At 59.8% G+C, this 20,813-nt stretch carries 15 protein-coding genes and 1 tRNA gene; 6 read left to right on the top strand and 10 right to left on the bottom strand.

What is annotated here, in order from left to right; translation table 11 throughout:
* Window positions 1–153: 153 nt before the first annotated feature.
* Window positions 154–1,551 (top strand): MDR family MFS transporter, encoded by a 1,398-nt coding sequence (locus tag ATU_RS03045; RefSeq protein ID WP_006313086.1) that lies wholly within the window; start codon window positions 154–156, stop codon window positions 1,549–1,551.
* On the opposite strand, the gene ATU_RS03040 is transcribed toward ATU_RS03045, so the two are convergent.
* From ATU_RS03040 to ATU_RS03030, 3 genes are all read right to left on the bottom strand, one after another.
* Window positions 1,552–2,292, bottom strand: coding sequence for an RlmE family RNA methyltransferase (locus tag ATU_RS03040; protein ID WP_010971017.1), 741 nt, complete (start codon window positions 2,290–2,292; stop codon window positions 1,552–1,554).
* On the bottom strand, window positions 2,289–3,920 hold the full coding sequence (locus ATU_RS03035; protein ID WP_035256263.1) for a Ppx/GppA phosphatase family protein: 1,632 nt from the start codon (window positions 3,918–3,920) through the stop codon (window positions 2,289–2,291). Before ATU_RS03035 ends, ATU_RS03040 begins: the two co-directional genes overlap by 4 nt.
* Before the next feature lie 277 nt (window positions 3,921–4,197).
* Window positions 4,198–4,274 (bottom strand) — tRNA-His (locus ATU_RS03030).
* Between the two features lie 317 nt (window positions 4,275–4,591).
* Here ATU_RS03030 and pdhS1 point away from each other — a divergent pair.
* Window positions 4,592–8,419 (top strand): two-component system sensor histidine kinase PdhS1, encoded by a 3,828-nt coding sequence (gene pdhS1, locus ATU_RS03025; protein ID WP_010971015.1) that lies wholly within the window; start codon window positions 4,592–4,594, stop codon window positions 8,417–8,419.
* A 275-nt stretch (window positions 8,420–8,694) separates the two neighbouring features.
* Window positions 8,695–10,359: an ABC transporter permease gene (locus tag ATU_RS03020; RefSeq protein ID WP_035256258.1), complete on the top strand. Its 1,665-nt coding sequence runs from the start codon at window positions 8,695–8,697 to the stop codon at window positions 10,357–10,359.
* A gap of 307 nt (window positions 10,360–10,666) precedes the next feature.
* On the opposite strand, the gene ATU_RS03015 is transcribed toward ATU_RS03020, so the two are convergent.
* The 5 genes from ATU_RS03015 to ATU_RS02995 all read right to left on the bottom strand — a co-directional run bounded on the left by ATU_RS03015 (window position 10,667) and on the right by ATU_RS02995 (window position 16,307).
* Entirely contained in the window at window positions 10,667–11,479 is an 813-nt protein-coding gene (locus ATU_RS03015; protein WP_010971013.1) for an ABC transporter permease, read from the bottom strand.
* A gap of 4 nt (window positions 11,480–11,483) precedes the next feature.
* Window positions 11,484–12,392 carry an ABC transporter permease subunit gene (locus ATU_RS03010; protein WP_010971012.1) on the bottom strand — a complete coding sequence of 303 codons (909 nt, stop codon included), beginning with the start codon at window positions 12,390–12,392 and terminating at the stop codon, window positions 11,484–11,486.
* An 11-nt stretch (window positions 12,393–12,403) separates the two neighbouring features.
* On the bottom strand, window positions 12,404–13,561 hold the full coding sequence (locus tag ATU_RS03005; RefSeq protein ID WP_010971011.1) for an ABC transporter ATP-binding protein: 1,158 nt from the start codon (window positions 13,559–13,561) through the stop codon (window positions 12,404–12,406).
* An 81-nt stretch (window positions 13,562–13,642) separates the two neighbouring features.
* The gene (locus ATU_RS03000) at window positions 13,643–14,740 is read right to left on the bottom strand and encodes a polyamine ABC transporter substrate-binding protein (protein ID WP_010971010.1); all 1,098 of its coding nucleotides are present in this window, start codon (window positions 14,738–14,740) and stop codon (window positions 13,643–13,645) included.
* Window positions 14,741–14,891: 151 nt separating this feature from the next.
* On the bottom strand, window positions 14,892–16,307 hold the full coding sequence (locus ATU_RS02995; RefSeq protein ID WP_010971009.1) for a helix-turn-helix domain-containing protein: 1,416 nt from the start codon (window positions 16,305–16,307) through the stop codon (window positions 14,892–14,894).
* 250 nt (window positions 16,308–16,557) lie between these two features.
* On the opposite strand from ATU_RS02995, the gene aceA reads away from it, so the two are divergent.
* Entirely contained in the window at window positions 16,558–17,847 is a 1,290-nt protein-coding gene (gene aceA / locus ATU_RS02990; protein ID WP_010971008.1) for an isocitrate lyase, read from the top strand.
* Between the two features lie 84 nt (window positions 17,848–17,931).
* On the top strand, window positions 17,932–18,189 hold the full coding sequence (locus ATU_RS02985) for an SMc00767 family acetate metabolism repressor (protein WP_003493954.1): 258 nt from the start codon (window positions 17,932–17,934) through the stop codon (window positions 18,187–18,189).
* Window positions 18,190–18,204: 15 nt separating this feature from the next.
* On the opposite strand, the gene ATU_RS02980 is transcribed toward ATU_RS02985, so the two are convergent.
* Complete coding sequence (locus tag ATU_RS02980) at window positions 18,205–19,077, bottom strand: LysR family transcriptional regulator (protein WP_010971007.1); 873 nt, start codon at window positions 19,075–19,077, stop codon at window positions 18,205–18,207.
* Window positions 19,078–19,164: 87 nt separating this feature from the next.
* On the opposite strand from ATU_RS02980, the gene ATU_RS02975 reads away from it, so the two are divergent.
* The gene (locus ATU_RS02975; RefSeq protein WP_006313073.1) at window positions 19,165–19,512 is read left to right on the top strand and encodes a hypothetical protein; all 348 of its coding nucleotides are present in this window, start codon (window positions 19,165–19,167) and stop codon (window positions 19,510–19,512) included.
* A gap of 110 nt (window positions 19,513–19,622) precedes the next feature.
* Here ATU_RS02975 and ATU_RS02970 read toward each other — a convergent pair whose 3' ends face one another.
* A complete protein-coding gene (locus ATU_RS02970) occupies window positions 19,623–20,807 on the bottom strand; it encodes a BaiN/RdsA family NAD(P)/FAD-dependent oxidoreductase (protein ID WP_010971006.1) in 1,185 nt (394 codons plus the stop codon).
* Between the last annotated feature and the right edge of the window lie 6 nt (window positions 20,808–20,813).

The raw sequence follows: 20,813 nt of genomic DNA, 5'->3' as shown, positions 1-20,813 counted from the left end.
GACAATAGAGCGAGAAAGTTGCAAGAAAACCGGCCTCACGCAGGTTTGATCGCAAGTTGAGAAATTGATAATTAACGTGTTGGCAAGCCCGCCTATCAGGCGTAGGAGGAACGGCGATATCCCTTGTCGCAGCGGAAAGCCGCAGGCAGTCCCATGAATCGCATCATTCCCCTGATCCTTGCAGTCGCTCTTTTCATGGAGCAGATGGACTCCACCGTCATCGCCACCTCGCTCCCGGCGATTGCAAAAGACCTCCATGTCGGCCCGATCACGCTCAAACTGGCGCTAACGGCCTATATGGTGGCGCTGGCGATCTTCATCCCCATCAGCGGCTGGATGGCCGATAAATACGGCGCGAAGAAAATCTTCCGCATCGCCATCGGCGTTTTCGTTGTGGGGTCGATCTGCTGCGCGGTCTCGTCGTCGGTGTTCGAATTCGTGCTGTCGCGTTTCCTGCAGGGCATGGGCGGGGCAATGATGACGCCAGTTGGCCGTCTGGTGCTGCTGCGCACGACCAAGCGCAGCGAACTGGTCTCCGCCATGGCGCTACTGACGATACCAGGGCTTGTCGGACCGCTCACCGGCCCGCCGATCGGCGGCTTCATCACCACCTATTTTTCATGGCACTGGATTTTCCTGATCAACGTGCCCATCGGCATTATCGGCATCTGGCTCTCGACCATCTTCCTGCCGGAAATCGAAACCACTAACCCACCGCCGATGGACGGCAAGGGCTTCATTCTGTCAGGCATCGCCGCCTCCGGTGTGGTGTTCGGCGTGTCGGTGGTCAGCCTTCCCGCCCTGCCGCCCGCCATCGGCATCGCCTCGACGGTCATCGGGTTTATCTGCGGTTTTCTTTACATGCGCCACGCCGCGCGTCACCCTGCCCCCATTCTGGATTTCCGCATTTTCCAGAACGCGACCTTCCGGGCGGCCTCCGTCGGCGGCACCGTTTTCCGCATTTCCACGGGCGCAATCCCCTTCCTGATGCCGCTGATGTTGCAGATCGGTTTCGGCCTCAACCCGTTCCAGTCGGGCATGATCACCTTCGCCGGCGCGATCGGGGCGATCACCACGAAATTCATGGCCAAGCGCGTGTTTGCGGCAACGGGGTTCCGCTCGACACTGATCGGGGCCGGTATCGTCGGTGCGTTCACGACGCTTGCCAACAGCTTTTTCACGCCTGAAACGCCCTATCCGCTGATCATGATCTTTCTGGTCACGGCGGGATTTGCGCGGTCGTTCTTCTTCACCGGATCGAACGCGCTCAGCTACTCCGATATCGAGGACAGCCAGGCCAGTCAGGCGACCTCGATGGCCTCGGTGCTGCAACAGATCAGCCTGGCACTGGGCGTGGCTTTCGCCGCCTCCATTCTGGAAGTCAGCAGCATGATGTCAGGCACACATTTACAACTTGCCGATTTCCACATCGCCTTCACCATCGTCGCGCTGGTATCGTTGTTCGCGATCGTGCCGATCATCCGCATGGACGCGCAGGCCGGGGCGGCCGTTTCCGGCCACCGCGGCAAGGTTTCGCAACCGGCGGAGTGATCAGTCCTCAGTCGACTCTTCGGCGTCGGCATCGATGGCCGGTTCGTGTCTGCGACCCTTGAAGTGCTTGGCAAGCAGGAACATTTCGACCGATTCCGAGCGTGACGACGCCGGCTTGATATGCAGAACCTGCTTGAAGTTCTTCTTCAGCATATCAAGCAATGCCTTTTCCGTGCCGCCCTGGAAGGTCTTGGCAAGGAAATGGCCGCCTTCCGCCAGCACCTGAACCGCGAAATCGGCTGCGACTTCGCACAGATGCATGGTGCGGATGTGGTCGGTCTTCTGGTGGCCCGTGGTGGGCGCGGCCATATCCGACAAGACCAGATCGGGCGTGCCGCCAACGGCTTCCATCAGCTGGTCGGGTGCGGTCGGGTCGAGGAAGTCGAGTTGCAGGATCTTCACGCCGGGGATCGGATCGATTTCGAGGAAATCGATGGCAGCGACGCGGATATCATCCTCCGTGGAATCCGTCACCTTGGAGGCGATCTGCGACCAGCTTCCGGGTGCGGCACCAAGGTCGATGATGCGGGTCGCACCCTTCAAAATCTGGTGCTTGTCGTTGATTTCCAGCAGCTTGAAGGCGGCGCGGGCGCGATAGCCTTCCAGCTTGGCGCGCTGCACATAGGGGTCATTGATATGACGCTCCAGCCAGCGGCGCGACGAGGCCTTGAGCTTGGTCTTCTTGACCTTCTGGCCGATCTTGCGGCCGGTGCGATTGGTGCTTGTCGGCGCCTTGCTCATGTCAAACCTTCCGTTCTGTCCTGCCGTACCATCTGCATGCGCCTTATGCGGTTGCGCCGCCATGCGCCGTCATCGGCCATCATATCCGTCAAGAGGCCTTCGCGCAGGCCGCGATCTGCCACCCGCATGCGGCGTGCCGGCCAGCGGCGGCGAATGGCCTCGAGAATGGCGCAACCGGCCAGAACCAGATCGGCCCGGTCAGGCCCGATGCAGGCATTGGCGGCGCGGCCAGCGAAATCCCAGGCCAGCAACTTGTCCTGCATGGCCGTCACCTCGACATCGGAAAGCCAGAGGCCATCCACCTTGCGGCGATCATAACGCGGCAGATCGAGATGGACTCCCGCAAGCGTCGTGACCGTGCCCGAGGTGCCGATCAGATGGAAATCCTCATGGTGCAATTGCGGCGCGAGCGGCGGGCAATGGAAGGCATCGAGCAGGCCTTCGACCTCCCGCACCATCGCCGCAAAGACATCCGGCGTCACATCGCGGCCGCCATGGCGTTCCGAAAGCGTGACGACGCCGACCGGCAGCGAGGTCCAGTGGGTGATGTGGTTGGCGAGCCGGTTCGAGCGGTTTTCACCGACCTTGATGACCGCGATTTCCGACGATCCGCCGCCAATATCGAACAGCACGACAGAGCGTGCCTCGCGCCCGACAAGCGACGCGCAGCCGGAGACCGCAAGCCGGGCTTCCGTCTCGCGGCTGATGATCTCGAGCTTCAGCCCCGTTTCCCGCGTGACACGCTCCAAAAATTCCTCGCCATTGGAGGCTGCACGGCAGGCCTCGGTGGCGATCAGCCGCATGCGCCTGATTGGTCGTCCGGCAAGTTTCGAGGAGCAGACCTTGAGCGCTTCCACGGCGCGATCCATCGCATCATCGGAGAGCCGGCCGCTCGATATCAGTCCCTCGCCCAGCCGGACGATGCGCGAAAAGGCATCGACGACGCGGAACTGGCCCGGCCGTGTCGGCTGCGCGATCAGCAGGCGGCAATTATTGGTGCCGAGATCGAGCGCCGCATACATGTCCGCCGGCGGCTCCTGACCATGCTCATGCTGGCGGCCTGCGTGGCGGGCGGAGATTTCGGATTGCGACCGGTGCGCTTCCTGCGCAGAGCCATTGGCACGACCGTTCTGCTTGCCGCCATGTTTGGGTGCGTGGCTGGGAACCAGTGGACGGCCCTGCGGGTCACGACCGCGCGGATCGCGGTGGCCGCGTTTGCGGTTACGCGATTTTCGCGCGCCAATAGGCGGCACGGAGGATGAATTTGCGCCATCGGGTGCGGCTGGAGCCTGCACTTCTCCGTTGACAGCGGCAGCAGCCTGCTGAGACGTGCCTTTGCCGCGAGAACGCCTGCGACGCTTTCTCTTGCGCGGCTCCGCATCCGGCTCGAGAGCCGATACATAGGAGGAACCGGCCGGAACATCCGCGGCAACATCATGCGACAGCACAACAGCGTCACGGGGCTTACCGTCACGCTTGTGTTTCTTGCCACGACGGGATCGCTTCGCTTTCCCTTTGTTCGCCACCGACGCCCCTTGTTCCGACGGCTTTGGGCCGTTTCCGGGGTCGATCACTGTCTTGTCCATTTCGCCGCGCACAAGCGTAGACGCTATGCTGCTGGCTTTCATAAGGTTTCGTTGGGTGGACAATACCAGCGCAGGCGATTTTAGCCAAATGGTTTTTGGCAGGCTGTACATGGGATGGTCTGATGCCGCGCCGAGGCTGGATACGGATCGTCATGATCGCGGCAATGATTTCCGTGGATTTTCGAAACCGGCAGGCAGGTATGCACGGCGCCGAGACCTGCGCGAACATCCGCAAGTGATGAACAGGTGTTAATAGGGAGAGAATATTCCCCTCTCCCGGTAAGTCATTGTGACATATAAACTTACTGGGAGAGGGGAATGGTACGGTTGAGTGGGGTCGAACCACCGACCTCAGGTGCCACAAACCTGCGCTCTAACCAACTGAGCTACAACCGCACATGAAACGCCAAAGCGGCGTCACGGGGGGTGACATAAAAGGTGTTTCCCCCATTTGCAAGTGCCTCTTCGAATTTTGCGAAAAAAGGCTGCGAAAGGCAAGTGCTTTTCGATAGGGTGACTTTTGAAGGCGAAGCGGCAACGGGCCTGTTGATGTTAACTCTATTTGGCGATTCATCCACCGGGCGGTGGACCCGGCCGCGCTGTGAAGTTATTTAAAATTCTGTTAACGTGATGCCTGGCGGGTTTACGTTTGGCGGCTTCATGAGGAAGCCGAGGAGCCCGCAAGGTCCGGTAGTGCCAGAATAGGTTTCGACATGCCCGCCGTCCAATATCCCTTTATCGATATAGCAGTGCATGAACGGGTGCGCGAAGGTTTTGGGCGCGGCGAGGCCATGGCGCTGTTTTCGCTCGATCTTCAGAATGTGCTCTGGGCCAATGGGCGCGGCGCGGCGCTGTTCGGCACGCCGATCGTTTACGATTTTCTGGAGCAGGGTCCCAAACGGCAGGATGTGACCTTCCGGCAATTGGCGGCCACGGCGGCCCGGCTTTCGAAAGCCGGCGACAGCCTGCCGTTTACCATTCGCATCACTTCGGGTTTCCGCAGCCTTGCCGTCACCGCCCGCGCGGAGATCATCGAGGCGGAACCCGGCCACCCGGCTATCCTGTTTTCCGCCCTCACCGATCAGGCAGCGCCCGACGTGGCCGAATGCGCCCGGCGCATGATCGAAGGGTTTGACGATCCGGATATTCATATGGCGGTGCTGAATGGCGACAATGAGATCATTGCCGCCTCGTCAGGCTTTTCGTCGCTCGGCATCACGCCGCATACCGCGCGCACGCTCATCAAAATGGCCGCCGGCCAGTCCGGTCATCTCGTCAAACGCCCGGTTCCAACCGGCAAGGGTTATCTGCCCGCCGCCACCGGCCAGATCACGACATCGCCCGAACTGAACCTGCTGTTCGTGGTGGAAACCGCGCTCGGGACGCTCGATCCCGTCAATGGTTTTGCCGAAGACAGGGGGTTTTCCGAAGATAGGGATGTTGCCGAAGACAGAAATGTTGCCGAAAGCAGGCCGCAGGAAATCCCGGCGGCCGCCGAGCCTGCCCTGCCGATAGCGGAGGCGGCACCCGTTATCGCAGCAACCACCTCTTTCGATTCCGTGCTCGACGCCGTTGCCGGCATAGAGGATGTGGAGGATATTCAGGAACTGCCGTCCGATTTCGAAGAGGACGTGGCAGCCGAACAGGATGAAGACGGCCTTCTGTCAATGCCTGACGACAAGGTGGAGACACCGGCAGAGCCTCCCGTGTTGGATGCTGACGCCGCCGCCGATATGGCGATGACCGACGACATTGAGGACCTCTTCGAACTCGACGCTGATGAAACGGTGGCTCCCTCGATCGAGCGAACGGTCACGGAGGATCATACGCTAGAGGCACAGGCCGAGGAAAACACTTTCGCGGACGATGAAATCGCTGAAACGGAGGCGGAAGAAGCTACTACTGCGGCGGACGACGAGCTAACGACGGAGACGGAAACGGCAAACATCGGCACTGGCGAAGAAGCACGGCCTTTTGTCTTTAATGCCGGTGCACGCGCCTCACGTTTCGTCTGGAAAATCGACGCCGAAGGGCGTTTCAGCTCGATTTCGCACGAATTTGCAGAAGCCGTGGGCGCCAAGGCGGCCGCCGTGGAAGGCATGGGCTTTGCCGATGTCGCGGCCCTGTTCAATCTCGATCCCGACGGCAAGATCCGCGAGCTTCTCGGCCGGCGCGACACCTGGTCGGGCAAGACGATCTACTGGCCGGTGGAAGGCACCTCGTTGATGGTGCCGATCGATCTCGCCGCCCTGCCGACCTATACGCGTGCCCGCGAATTTGACGGTTTCCGCGGTTTCGGCATCGTGCGCCTCGCCGATGCCACCGAAGACCCACATGCCACCGGGCTGACCTTCCTGAATAGTGAAGAGACGGAGCCCGCAGAGGTTTTGCCGCAGCAGGCCGTCGAAGATGAAAGCCATGAATTGCTGGCTTTTGTCGATGAAGACACGGAAACGGACGACAATCCTCACCCAGCGCTGCCTGATGAACCGGCGGTAGACATCGATATTGCAGGCGATGCAGCAGACGGGGTTTTGACGGAAGAACAGCTTGATGATGAGACCTCACCGGAAGTCGAATCGCCAATAGAAGCGCCAGCGCCCGAACCCTCCTATTCCGACAAGGTCGTGCATCTGGAGGACCGCCGTTCGCGCTCCCGCGAGGGACTGACCGCAGGCGAACAGGCAGCCTTCCGCGAGATCGGCCGGGCGCTTGCGCCATCCGATATGGCGTCGGAGGAAAAACACGAGGCGGATGCCGAAGGGATTTCGGCCGAGCCGGTCGTTCAGGATATCCAGCAAGACATCGCGGCGGAGACCGCAAAAGACGCGTCCTCCGACACTGGCAACGACGCAGAGACAACTGAACCGGTGGAAGAAGACGATCTTTTTGCCGATTATGTTCGCGGTGAACAGCCAGCGCCCGTTCGTGCACCCACCGATGAACCCACTTCTGCAGAAAAGCAGGTGGTCACCACCGACGAGAAGCCGGTTGCTGACATTGCCGCCTCCATGGTCAGCCCGCCCGTTCGCACCCCCAGTGCGCTGACGGCCGAGACGCTGGATCAGATGCCTGTGGCGCTTCTGGTCCATGCCGGGGACAGGCTGATCCACGCCAATCCCGATTTCCTGCGACTGACGGGCTATACCTCTCTGACTGAACTGGAAGAGGTGGGCGGGCTGGAAGCACTGCTGCAGCGGCAGGAGCTGGAGAACATGCCTGACAATGAGGGCGGCATGGTCGTCGTCAGCGCTGAAAATGACATCATTCCGGTCAAGGCGCGGCTGCAATCCATCCGCTGGGAAGAAACGAAGGCGCTGATGCTGTCGCTGGTTCCGCTGGAAGAAAAGCCGGCGGCGGTTATGGCGGCCAATGAAAACACCGCGGAAAATGCCGAGGCAGGCAGCAACCTCTCCCTGTTGCAGGGCGAAATGGAAGAGCTGCATTCCATCCTGGAAACAGCCACCGATGGTGTGGTGCTTCTGGGCGACGACGGCGAAATCCGCTCGCTCAACCGTTCCGCCAGCGCGCTGTTCAATTATGATAATGGCGAAATCGCCGGCAAGCCCTTCGTGACGCTCTTTGCCCATGAGAGCCAGCGCGCCGTGCTGGATTATCTCTCCGGCCTTGCCAATAATGGTGTCGCCAGCGTGCTGAATGACGGCCGCGAAGTGATCGGCCGCGAGGCCTCCGGCGGTTTCCTGCCGTTATTCATGACCATTGGACGGCTGAAATCCTCGCACGGCTATTGCGCCGTGATCCGCGACATCACCCAATGGAAGCGCACCGAAGAAGAGTTGCGCAACGCCAAGCGCGCGGCGGAAACCGCCAATGCACACAAGACGGACTTTCTGGCCCGCGTCAGCCACGAAATCCGCACGCCGCTCAACGCCATCATCGGTTTCTCCGACATGATGGCGACCGAACGTTTCGGGCCGATCGGCAATCCGCGTTATGTGGAATATGCCAATGATATCGGCCGTTCCGGCCGGCATGTGCTCGATATCGTCAATGATCTCCTCGATATTTCCAAGATCGAGGCCGGGCAGATGGATGTGGATTTTATCGCCGTGCCGCTGAACGAGACGGTGGCCGAGGCGGTCTCGCTGGTGCAGCCGCAGGCCAACAATCAGCGCGTCATCATTCGCACCGCGCTGGCACAATCCGTGCCGCAGATCGTCGCCGACCTGCGCTCGATCAAGCAGATCGTGCTGAACATCCTGTCGAACGCCATCCGTTTCACCCCATCCGGCGGCCAGATCGTTGTCTCCACCGCCTATGAAGCCAATGGCAGCGTGTCGCTGCGCATCCGCGACACCGGCATCGGCATGACGCGGGCGGAACTGGAACAGGCGATGAAGCCGTTCCGGCAGGTGGCATCGTCAGGCAAGCGCGTGCGCGGTGACGGCACCGGGCTTGGCCTGCCGCTGACGAAAGCCATGGTCGACGCCAACCGAGCGAATTTCTCCATCACCTCCACGCCGAATGAAGGCACGCTGGTGGAAATCACCTTTCCATCGCAGCGGGTTCTTGCCAACTAAGGCCATGCGGGCGTAGCAATGCGACGGTAGGAAGCGGGTGGTTTTCCGAAGATACCATCTCTCCCTCATTCCTGTGCTCGTCACAGGAATCTAGCCAGCCCAAGTCCTTGGGCTGAAAAGACTCTTCTCGCCACGCAGACGCGCGTCGGCTGGATTCCTGTGACAAGCACAGGAATGAGGGAAATGCTGATGCGAGAGCATAAGAATTCGTTAGGTCATACAGTGTGCCGCGGGATGCATGGCACGTTGTGGCTTTCGCAAGACAGCAGGCCCGCATGCCCATGACCGTTTCCCCTCCAGCGACAAGGCGCGTTTCAGTGCTGCCGATGACGGCAGTCGTTATCGCGGCCATTGCCGCCATGCCCATTCTGGCGATCTTCTGGCTGGCCCTGACCGGCAGCACGGAGGGGTGGCAACATCTTCTTGCCAATGTTCTGCCACGCGCCGGGTTCCGCACCTTCATATTGCTGGGACTGACGGCCGCGACAACGGCCTTCTTCGGGATCGTCTGCGCCTGGCTCGTCACCACCTTCGAATTTCCGTTGCGGCGGATATTGTCCGCGGCTCTTGTGCTGCCGCTCGCCATTCCGTCCTATCTGGCGGCCTATGCGTTTGGCGAGTTTCTCGATTTCACCGGGCCGGTGCAGAGTGCCGTTCGCGCCGCCTTCGGTTACCACAGCATTCGTGACTACTGGTTTCCCGACATCCGCTCGCTCGGCGGTGCGGTGATCGTCCTGAGTTCGGTGCTTTACCCTTATGTCTATCTTTCGGCCCGCGCCGCTCTTTCCATGCAGGGGCGGTTTGCGGCCGAAGCGGCCCGCACGCTCGGTGCAAAGCCGTTGAATGTGTTCTTCTCCGTGCAATTGCCGATGGCGCGGCCGGCCATCGCCATCGGGCTGTCGCTGGTCTTGATGGAGACACTGAACGATATTGGCGCCGTGGAATATCTCGGCGTCCAGACGCTCACCTTCACCATCTACGAGACCTGGCTCAATCGCGGCAATCTTGCCAATGCGACCCAGATCGCCGCCGTCATCCTCATCATTGTCAGTGCCCTGATCGTCATTGAGCGCAATGCCCGGGAAAAACAGCGCTTTGGCGCGCCGAAAGCGACGAGCATGGCCCAGCGCCACCGCTTGAAGGCGCTGGCCGGCTGGCGGCGCTGGTGCGCAAGCCTGTTCTGCTTCCTGCCCGTGGCGAGCGGCTTTTTCATCCCGGTCATCGTGCTTGGCGGTTATGCCGCGAAAAGGCTGGATGCGCTGTTTCAACCGAAGCTTTTGAAAGCGCTCGGGCACAGCCTCGAAGTCTCGCTTTCCGCTGCCTTCCTGACACTGATTGCGGCTTTCGTGTTCTCCTATGCCATCCGCACCGAGCGCTCGCGCCTCTCAAAAGTGGCGGCGCGTCTCGGCTCCATGGGTTATGGAGTGCCGGGAACCGTGCTTGCCATCGGCGTCCTCATTCCGCTGGCAAGTCTCGATAATGGCGTTGACGGGTTCATCCGTTCCCATTTCGGCTTTTCCAGCGGGCTGCTTCTATCCGGCACCGCCTTTGCCATCATCTATGCCCATGCCGTGCGTTTCATGACCATGGCGGAAGGCACGCTCGATGCCGGTTTCCATAAGCTCTCGCCGCATATCGACATGGCCTCACGCAGCCTTGGACGCAACCGGGCGCAGACGCTGTTCAAGGTGCTTTTGCCGAATATGCGGCCGGCGGCGCTCACCGCCTTTCTTCTGGTCCTGATCGAATCCATGAAGGAGTTGCCGGCCACCATCCTGCTGCGGCCCTTCGGTTTCAACACGCTCGCCACGCTGGTTTATGAGGATGCGTCCCGCTCCAGGGTGCAGGATGCCGCCGTGCCGGCGATCATCATCATCATGGCCGGGCTTATTCCCGTGCTGCTCGTCTCGAAATCGATGGATCATCCGGAACATCACTGAGGCATCGGCGGCATCAGCAAAAAGAAAGGCGGCCTTACGGCCGCCTGTATGAGTTGTGCTTTTCAACGAGAGAAAGGGGGGACAATCTCGCCACTTGGAAATTATCAATCCCGGCCATCAGACATATGACGGCCCTGCGTTGGATTTACTTTCCGCCAACTCCCATTAACAAGGAGTTAAAACCAAAATCGATCAATTACCCGCGAAAATTCCTATTCTGAGACCGTAAAGAGCCAAAACTAAATTACAGCTTCCTGATTTTATCGCGATTTCAATAGTAACGCGAAGAAATCGGGACGGCGTTTATTCAGTTTCGCGCAGCCGCATGTTCGTCGCGCATCCGCTGCAATTCGGTGCGCTTGGAGGCGACGGAAGCGGCAATGACGCCGATGGTCACGAGACCGATCAGGATGGTGCAGATGGCGTTGATTTCCGGCGTCACGCCCAAACGAACCTGCGAATAAATCTTGATCGGCAGCGTCGTCGCACCCGGGCCGGTGGCAAAGCTGGCGATCACGAGATCGTCGAGCGACAGGGTGAAAGCGAGCATCCAGCCGGCAATCACGGCCGGGAAAATCAGCGGCAGGGTGATGCGGAAGAAGGTCTTGACCGGCGGGCAACCAAGATCGAGCGCCGCCTCCTCAAGACTGCGGTCGAAGGTCAGGAGGCGCGACTGTACGACGATTGCCACATAACACATGGTGAAGGTCGTATGGGCGATGACGACAGTCCAGAAACCACGATCCACCCCAACGGCCACGAACAAAAGCAGCAACGACAGGCCGGTGATGACCTCGGGCATGACGAGCGGCGCATAGATCATGCCGGAAAACAGCACCCGGCCCGGGAAACGGGCAAAACGGGTGAGAGACAGAGCCGCCAGCGTTCCGAGGATGGTGCCGATGGTGGCGCTGAGGATACCGACACGCAGCGTCACCCAGGCCGCATCCATCAGCCCCTGGTTCGACCACATGGACTTATACCATTGCAGCGAAAAGCCGCCCCAGACGGTGACGAGCTTGGAGGCATTGAAGGAATAAATGATCAGGATGATGATCGGGATATAGAGAAAGGCAAAACCGAGCGTCAGGACCGTGATGTCGAATTTTCCGCGCTTCATGGCCTCACCCCACCTTCTTCTGCTGGTTCTGGAAGATGGCGATGGGCACCACCAGCAGGATCAGCAACAGCACGGCGACAGCGGATGCCAAGGGCCAGTCGCGATTGCCGAAGAATTCCGTCCACAGCGTCTTGCCGATCATCAGCGTCTGGGCGCCGCCCAGCAGATCGGGAATGACGAACTCGCCTGTTATCGGGATGAAGCAGATCATCGCCCCGGCGACCACGCCCGGCAGGGAGAGCGGGAAAGTGATTTTCCAGAAGGCCTTCCAGGGCGGGCAACCGAGATCGGCGGCCGCCTCAAGCAGCGTATTGTCGAGTTTTTCCAGCGCCGAATAAAGCGGCAGGACCATGAAGGGCAGATAGGAATAAACGATGCCGATGAAGATCGCCGTCTCGGTGCGGAAGATATTGACCTGCTGGTCTGGTCCGAGAAACCCAAGCCACTGAAACAGCACCGTCAACAGGCCTTCCGGCTTCAGAATGCCGATCCAGGCGTAAACGCGGATCAGGAACGAGGTCCAGAACGGCAGGATCACCAGCATCACCAGCGTCGGGCGCACGGAAGACGGTGCGCGCGCCATGGCCAGCGCCATGGGATAACCGATCAGCAGCAGTAGGAAGGTAGAGATGAAGGCGATGCGCAGCGACGACAGATAGGCTTCAATGTAGAGCGGGTCTTCCGTCAGGAAGAGATAATTCTCGAAATCCAGCTGCGAGAAAAATTCGCCGAGCTTCGAAAACCCTTCGAAGACAGGCGTATAGGGCGGCATGGAGATCGCCGTATCCGACAGCGAAATCTTGACGATGATGAGAAAGGGTGCGGCGAAAAACAGCAGCAGCCAGAAATAGGGAACCGCAACGACCAGCCAGCGCCAGGGGCTTTGCCGGTTCTCGGGAGTGGTGATCGCCATCGAAGCCTCCCTCAGCGTGTCAGGACAAGCCCTGAATCCGGTTTCCAGTTCAGCCACACCATATCGCCGAAAGTGATGGGGCGATCGACGAGACGCGAGACGTTCGCCTGCGCGGCGCGGATGACGCGACCATCGGCCAGCTTGACGATGAATACCGAAAAATCACCGAGATAACCGATGTCCCAGACTTCGCCATAGGCGGAATTGATGCTGCTGTCGGCGGGCTGGTCGAGCGAGATGCGGACCTTTTCCGGGCGAATGGCGTAAGCCACCTGGCTGCCGGCGGCGGCGGCACACTCCTGTTCCACTGAAACTTTCAGACCGTCGCAGTCCATCGTCACCAGACCGGGCTTGCCGATATCGGAGGCGTTGGCCACGACGTGGGCGTCGAAAATATTGATGTCGCCGATGAAGTCGGCCACATAACGGGTATTCGGCGCTTCATAGATCTCGGCCGGCGTCGCCACCTGCACGACGTTGCCCTTGTCCATGACCGCGATGCGGTCCGACACCGTCATCGCCTCTTCCTGATCATGGGTGACGATGAGGAAGGTGAGACCGAGATTGGTCTGGATATCCATCAGCTCGAACTGCGTTTCTTCGCGCAGCTTCTTGTCGAGCGCGCCGAGCGGTTCGTCCAGCAGCAGCACCTTCGGCCGCTTGGCAAGCGAACGGGCGAGCGCCACGCGCTGGCGCTGGCCACCGGAAAGCTGGCTTGGCTTGCGCTTGGCAAACTCCGTGAGCTTGACGAGCCGCAGCATTTCCTCGACGCGGGCAGCGATATCCGCCTTGGGAAGGCCATCCTGCTCGAGGCCGAAGGCGACGTTCTTTTCCACCGACATATGCGGGAAAAGCGCATAGGACTGGAACATCATGTTGGTGGGGCGCTTATAGGGCGGCACGCCGGAAATATCCTTGCCTTGCAGCAGGATACGACCCTCGGTCGGTTCCTCGAAACCGGCCAGCATGCGCATCAGCGTGGTCTTGCCGCAACCGGAAGGACCAAGCAGCGAGAAGAATTCGCGCTCGTAAATATCGAGCGTCAGATTGTTGACGGCGACAAAATCGCCAAAGCGCTTGGTGACGTTTTCAAATCGGATGAAAGGCACCGCATCGGGATTGTCCCAAGGGCTGAATTTGCGTTTGACCGGTCCGAGTGTCTTTGCCATGCCCGCCCCATTTCACCCAAGAATCCATCGTCGACATCAAGGAGAAAGAGGGTGGACAGCGCCACCCTCTCCCAAGTCCGATCAGGTGCCGGTCTTTATCTGCGTCCAGACGCGGTTCAACACACGCTGCTCCTTCGGTCCGTAGGGCGAAATGGTGAAGAGCTTCTTCATCGTTTCCGGATCGGGATAGACCCCCGGGTTCTTCGCGACCGACGGATCCATCAGCGCCTGCGAGGGAAGGTTGCCGTTGGCGTATTGCACGTAGTCGGAAGCCTTGGCGGCGACTTCAGGCTTCATCATGTAGTTGATGAAGGCATGGGCCTCATCGACATTCTTGGCATCAGCCGGAATGGCAAAGCTATCCATCCAGATATAGGTGCCTTCCTTGGGGATGACATAATTCACCTCAACGCCGTTCTTGGCTTCCTCGGCGCGCGTTTTTGCCTGAAGAATATCGCCGGACCAGCCGATGGAGATGCAAGTGTCGCCATTGGCGAGATCATTGATATAGGGCGATGAATTGAAGGTCTTCACATAGGGGCGAATCTTCGAATAGACCTCGCCGCCCGCTTCCAGGTCGGCCGTTTCCTTACTGTCGGGATTCTTGCCGAGATAGTTCATCGCAATCGCGAAAGTCTCGTCCGACGCGTCGAGAATGTTGATACCACAGGATTTCAGCTTCTCGGCATTTTCCGGCTTGAACAACACGTCCCAGCTATCAACAGGCACATCGCCGAGCGCGGCCTTCACCTTGGCGACATTGTAGCCGATGCCGGTGGTGCCCCACATGTAGTTGACGGCATATTCGTTGCCGGGGTCATATTTCGCCAGGCGTTCGGTAATGTCCGGCCACGCATTCTTGAGGTTCGGCAGCTTGGACTTGTCCAGCTTCTGGTAGACACCGGCCTTGATCTGCCGCGCCAGGAAAGGCGATGTCGGCGCCACGACGTCATAACCCGAGCTGCCGGCCAAAAGCTTGGTCTCCAGCACTTCGTTGCCGTCATACACGTCGTAGACCACCTTTATCCCGGTTTCCTTGGTAAAATCTTCAAGGATGACGGGATCGATATAGTCCGACCAGTTATAGACGTGGACGACCTTCTCCTGGGCCATTGCCGAGCCTGCTGCAACGAGCGCGGTGGTGAGAGCCAAGGTCAGGCGGAGAGAACGGTTTTTCATGATGTCTCCTGTTAACGCATCCTCACGACGGAAGCGTGATCCCCTTTTTTAGCGAGACTAGAAAGGAAAACAAAAGGGAGCAAGCGGGAAATGTGCAGCACAGCATTTTCAACCAAATGTGTTCCGGCCAGAAAAAATTGCATCGAAACGCCTACTGGAAGTCGAAAACACTAAGGCCGGTGACCATTTCATCCAACCCGAGCGGGCGCGTGAGCGGCGCTTCGGCCCGTGACAGGCAGCCCTGTCTTTCGCACAGCCGGCACGAGGGGCCGATGGCGACGGGTGCAGCACCAGAGGCGGCCGGGCCATAGACCGTTTCCCCCGCCTGGCCGAGATCGCAGCCTAAAAGCACGGCCGTGCGCCTCACCCTTTCGCCGAAACCCGCCTGCGGACCTTCCAGCGTGCGCGAAACGGTGAGGAAAGCATCACCGTCAGGCATTTCCACCGATTCCACCAGCACCTGCCCCGGCTGGGCGAAGGCGGCATGGATATTGAGCCGCGGACAGAGACCGCCGAATCGCGCCCTCGGGAAACCGCCCGCCCCTGCGAGGCGGAAACGGTTGCCGGCATTGTCGATCTCCATCAGGAAAAACGGGATCGCCGCGGTCGTTGGCCGTTGCAGGCTGACGAGCCGGTTGGCGGCCTGTTCGAACGAGACGTTGAAGCGCGACCGCAGAACATCGAGGTCATATTTCGCGCGCTGGGCGGCGGCAAGGAACGCACCATAGGGCATCATCAGCGCATGGGCGGCATAACGTGCCAGTTCGAAACGGGCGATGCGCCGCGCCTCCTCGCCTTTCAGGCCCAGCGCCTCCAGTTCCGTCCCTATCTCTTCGCGAAGCGCCAGAAGACAGGTCTCCATCGCCATTTCCCGGAGTTGATCCGGCTGGGAGAGGCGCTCGGACAAAAACAGCCGCATGGAATGGCGATCATAACGCCGTCTCAGATTCGGCATGGCGTGCACCGGCAGGGTTCTGACGACGATGCCATGATTTTTCTGTAGCCAGGCGCGCAAACCCGAGGCGAGATCATCGCCCGTCGATAATTGTTTATGCAGTTCTTCTGCTGCCGCATCGATGGCATGGAAATAAGCCGGCCGGTTTTCAAAGACGTGCCGCACCTCGTCGATCGGCAGACGGGTGGAGGACAGCGCCGTCTCATGCCCTTCCCGCGCCAGAAGATCGGAGAGGTCGGAAAGGCGCTGCGCCTGTTCCCGATAGGCCCGGTAAAGCTTGAGGACACCGCTTGCCGCATTGGGCGCGGCATCGGCAACCTCGATCAGTTCCTGCGGTGATGGCACCTCACCCACCAGCAGCGGATCGGCAAAGACCTCACGCAACTGCCCGGCGGAACCGGCGCTTTCGCCCTGAAGGTCGTCCAGATCGACCTTGTAGACCGAGGCGAGCTTCAAAAGCAGTTGCACGGTCAGCGGCCGCTGGTTGCGCTCGATGAGGTTGAGGTAAGACGGCGAGATCGCCAGCGCCTCGGCCATGGCCGTCTGCGTCAATGCGAGACCGTTACGAATACGGCGCACGCGCGGCCCGGCAAAAATCTTGTTTTCCGACACGTCCTCTCCTCAACCCGTCACTCATACAAGTCTGTTACAAACTCGTCAGGCCACAGTCTTTTACAAAATTTACAAATTTACAGCTCCACCCTGTCACGCACCCTACAGAATAACCTCTTTCAAGTCACTGTTTTTATGTTTATTCTGGCGCTTAAATCTCCAAAAATGTAAATGTAGTCACATCAAACGGTGCTTCATAAATTGAAAGCAAGCCGTTTCCGAAACCGCATTTATCATGGGAGAGAGAAGTATGACGGATTTTTACAAACTCGTTCCGGGCGCCCCGAAGGGACGTTTCGACGGCATCGAGCGCACCTACACCGCCGCCGACGTAGCGCGGCTGCGCGGCTCCGTCGAAATCCGCCATTCGCTGGCCGAGATGGGCGCGAACCGGCTGTGGAAGCTCATCAACGAGGAGAATTTCGTCAACGCGCTCGGCGCGCTTTCCGGCAACCAAGCCATGCAGATGGTTCGCGCAGGATTGAAGGCAATTTATCTTTCCGGCTGGCAGGTCGCCGCGGACGCCAACACGGCATCGGCCATGTATCCGGACCAGTCGCTTTATCCGGCCAATGCGGCACCGGAGCTGGCCAAGCGCATCAACCGCACCTTGCAGCGCGCCGACCAGATCGAGACGGCAGAGGGCAAGGGTCTTTCGGTCGACACCTGGTTTGCGCCGATCGTTGCCGATGCGGAGGCCGGGTTCGGCGGCCCACTCAACGCCTTCGAGATCATGAAGGCCTTTATCGAAGCGGGTGCGGCGGGTGTTCACTATGAAGACCAGCTGGCATCGGAAAAGAAGTGCGGCCATCTCGGCGGCAAGGTTCTGATCCCGACGGCGGCGCATATTCGCAACCTGACGGCAGCGCGGCTTGCTGCTGATGTCATGGGTGTTCCAACGCTGGTTATCGCCCGCACCGATGCGGAGGCCGCCAAGCTGCTGACATCCGATATCGACGAGCGCGACCAGCCCTTTGTGGATTACGATGCCGGCCGCACCGTCGAAGGTTTCTATCAGGTCAAGAACGGTCTTGAACCCTGCATCGCCCGCGCGGTGGCCTATGCACCCTATTGCGACCTGATCTGGTGCGAAACGTCAAAGCCGGATCTCGAACAGGCACGCAGGTTTGCGGAAGGCGTGCACAAGGTGCATCCCGGCAAGAAGCTGGCTTACAATTGCTCGCCGTCGTTCAACTGGAAAAAGAACCTCGACGACGCGACGATTGCCAAGTTCCAGCGTGAACTGGGCGCGATGGGTTACAAGTTCCAGTTCATCACGCTTGCCGGTTTCCACCAGCTGAATTTCGGCATGTTCGAACTGGCGCGCGGTTACAAGGACCGGCAGATGGCGGCCTATTCCGAGCTTCAGGAAGCGGAATTTGCAGCCGAGGTCAACGGTTACACCGCCACCAAACACCAGCGCGAAGTCGGCACCGGCTATTTCGACGCCGTGTCGCTCGCCATTTCCGGCGGCACGTCCTCGACCACCGCGATGAAGGAATCCACCGAGCACGACCAGTTCCGCCCGGCGGCGGAATAAATCGAGAAAACCGCCCTTCCCACTACAGGGAAGGGCTTGCAAACCGGATCAAAAACCCCTGACAATAATGAGAGGAGAAATGCCATGAATGCCCACAACCCCATCAAGACCCACGTCAAGGAACGCGCCGAGGAGCAATCCTCTGCCATGACGCAGGATCAGCAGGCTGCCATCCGCATGCTGGCCAATGATCTTCACCGCCTCAATCAGGCCGTCATGAAAGCCGTCGAGGCCGGTGTTTCCGTCGAGCTTGTCCGCTCGGCCCGCCACCATGGCGGCGGCGGCAACTGGGGCGATCTCCTGATCCCCGTTATCGTCGCGCAGGGAAGTGCCGCCGCCTGACCGGCAGCCATTCTTTCATGCCGGACGGCTCTTGCGTCCGGCGTAAAGATCGGAATGTCCCTTGATGAGACGGGTCATCCGATCCGCCACCGTCCTGATATCGCGGCGGTGGCGATCGTCATTGTTCATGACGATCCATTGATTGTGGCGAAGTGGTTCGATTTCGCCGCCCTCGCGAAGAAGCCGTGCATCGGCATCGCCCACGAAACAGGGAAGCACGGCGACCCCGGCCCCGGCCAGCACCAGATCGAGCAGCGCTACCGGCCGGTTAACCGTCACTGCAATATCGCTGCGGCGGTTTTCATGCGGCCAGCGCAGATAGGTGGAAATGGCGCTCTCTTCTGCCACCGCCAGCCAGCGGTCGGCAACGGCGGCGGCAACATTGCGCAGCCTGTAGGGCGCATAGGCCACCTCCCCCGTCTTGATGGCGGCAAGGTTCTTTTCCTGCGGCTCGAAAGCGCGAATGCCGATGTCGTTTTCGCGGTGGGCCAGAGACGCCCTCTGTTCGGCAATGAAAAGATCGATGCGGAAATCATCGCGGTCGGTGCAGATGGCGGAGAAGTTGCCGGTCAGCAGCCAGGCATTCCAGGTGCCGACGGCAATGCGCACGGTCGAAGAGGCCAACGAAGCCTTCTGCCATCCCTCGATATCCTTGGCCGCATTTTCCATTGCCTGAAGCCGGTCGAACAGCGCCCGTCCGTCCGCCGTCAGGGCGTATCCGGTCTGGCTGCGTAAGAAGAGGGCCTTGCCGATGCGTTCCTCCAGCTCGACCATGCGCCGCCCGACGGTCGCGGGGCTCAAACCGGTCAGCGCGGCAGCACCCGTCAGGCCGCCGCTGCGTGACACATCGAGGAAAAGCTGATAGGAATCCCAGGTGACGTTTTTCATCGGTGAAAAACGTAGCGCATTTTCTTGCGCAGATAAATCAAAAAACGGCGCGCATCATGGCCCTCCGCATTCAGAAGGAGAGCGAACATGCATGCGATTTTTGCAGCACAGGCTATCATTGACAATCAGAAGCCGCGCACGCGACGCGAAGCCATTCTGCAGGAAGAGAAGTTCTATGCTGACATGGCGGAAGCGTCCCGGGCATGGCGGCTTTTCAGCGCGCTTGCCGGTTTGATAAACGTGACGAGCCGCCGATCAATAAAAGAGAGCGATCAGGGCTGCGACGGCACCGGCTGCGATGATGCTGAGGTAGAAGGCCAGCTGCCGGCTCTCGCTTTCGGCGCGGGCGATGGCAATGGCGCGAGGGCGGCGATGTGCAGATCTGTTCATGCGCGGGCTCCTGACGAAAAACTCAACCGACCCATGCCCTGTTAAGAGCCTCCAGCAGGACATCATGTGCAGCGGGATCACTGGGTGATCCTGCCTTGCTGGCATTTGATCAGGATGACTCCATGCACCTTAACAAGGTGTTAAGGCAGGCGCTTTCAGGCGAATTCGCCTGCCGCCTGCCCGGAGGCCCAGGCCCACTGGAAATTATAACCGCCGAGCCAGCCGGTCACGTCAACACATTCGCCAATGAAATAGAGGCCTGGCACGGATTTCGCCGCCATGCTGCGGGAATCGAGGCCCGTGGTGTCCACACCGCCGAGCGTGACTTCCGCCGTGCGGTAACCCTCTGAACCGGCGGGCTTGATCTGCCAGTCCTGCACCTGCGCCGCCAGCTTTGCGAGAACCTTCTCGGACATATCGGCGAGATTGCCGGTGATGCCGGTTTGTTCGACCACATGTTGGGCGAGCCGCTTCGGCAGGATTTCGGAAAGAGCCGTTTGAGCCGACTGGCGGCCGTTCTTCTGTTTTGCTTGCCTCAGCAGCGAAACGATATCGCGTGCCGGCTCCAGTTTCAGCCGGATCGCATCACCCTCCCGCCAATAGGACGAGATTTGCAGAATGGAGGGGCCACTCAAACCGCGATGGGTGAACAGCAGCGCTTCCTCAAACGAGGTCTTGCCATGGGAAACCTCGGCCGGAACCGCGACGCCGGCAAGCGGGCTCAGCTTTTCAAGGGCTGCAGGATCGAGCGTCAACGGCACGAGGCCGGGGCGCGGCTCGATGAGCTTGAGACCGAATTGTTCGGCGATCTGATAGGCAAAACCGGTCGCGCCCATTTTCGGGATCGACTTGCCGCCCGTTGCCACGACAAGGCTTTCCGCCTCGATGACGCCGCCTGAGGTCGTGACGCGAAAACGGCCACCATCATGAGTGACGGCCGAGACTGATGTTTCGAGCCGCAGTTTCGCATTCACCGCCTGCATTTCAGCCAGCAGCATGCGGATGATGTCCTTGGCGCTGTCATCGCAGAAGAGCTGGCCGAGCGTCTTTTCATGCCAGGCGATGCGATGTTTTTCGACAAGGGCAATGAAATCGTGCGGCGTATAACGGGCGAGAGCGGATTTGGCGAAATGCGGGTTGGAGGAGAGATAATTCTTCGGTCCGGCATGGATATTGGTGAAGTTGCAGCGGCCGCCGCCGGAAATACGGATCTTTTCGCCCGGTGCCCTGGCATGGTCGAGAATGATGACGGAGCGGCCACGCTTTCCGGCGCGGATGGCGCCCATCATGCCGGCGGCGCCCGCCCCCAAAATCAGCACGTCACATTTCTCTGTCATCATTCCATC

It is taken from the genome of Agrobacterium fabrum str. C58, from assembly GCF_000092025.1.
GTDB lineage: Bacteria > Pseudomonadota > Alphaproteobacteria > Rhizobiales > Rhizobiaceae > Agrobacterium > Agrobacterium fabrum.
The sequence above is the reverse complement of the archived record's forward strand: the minus strand, read 5'-3'. Positions and strand labels throughout refer to the sequence as shown.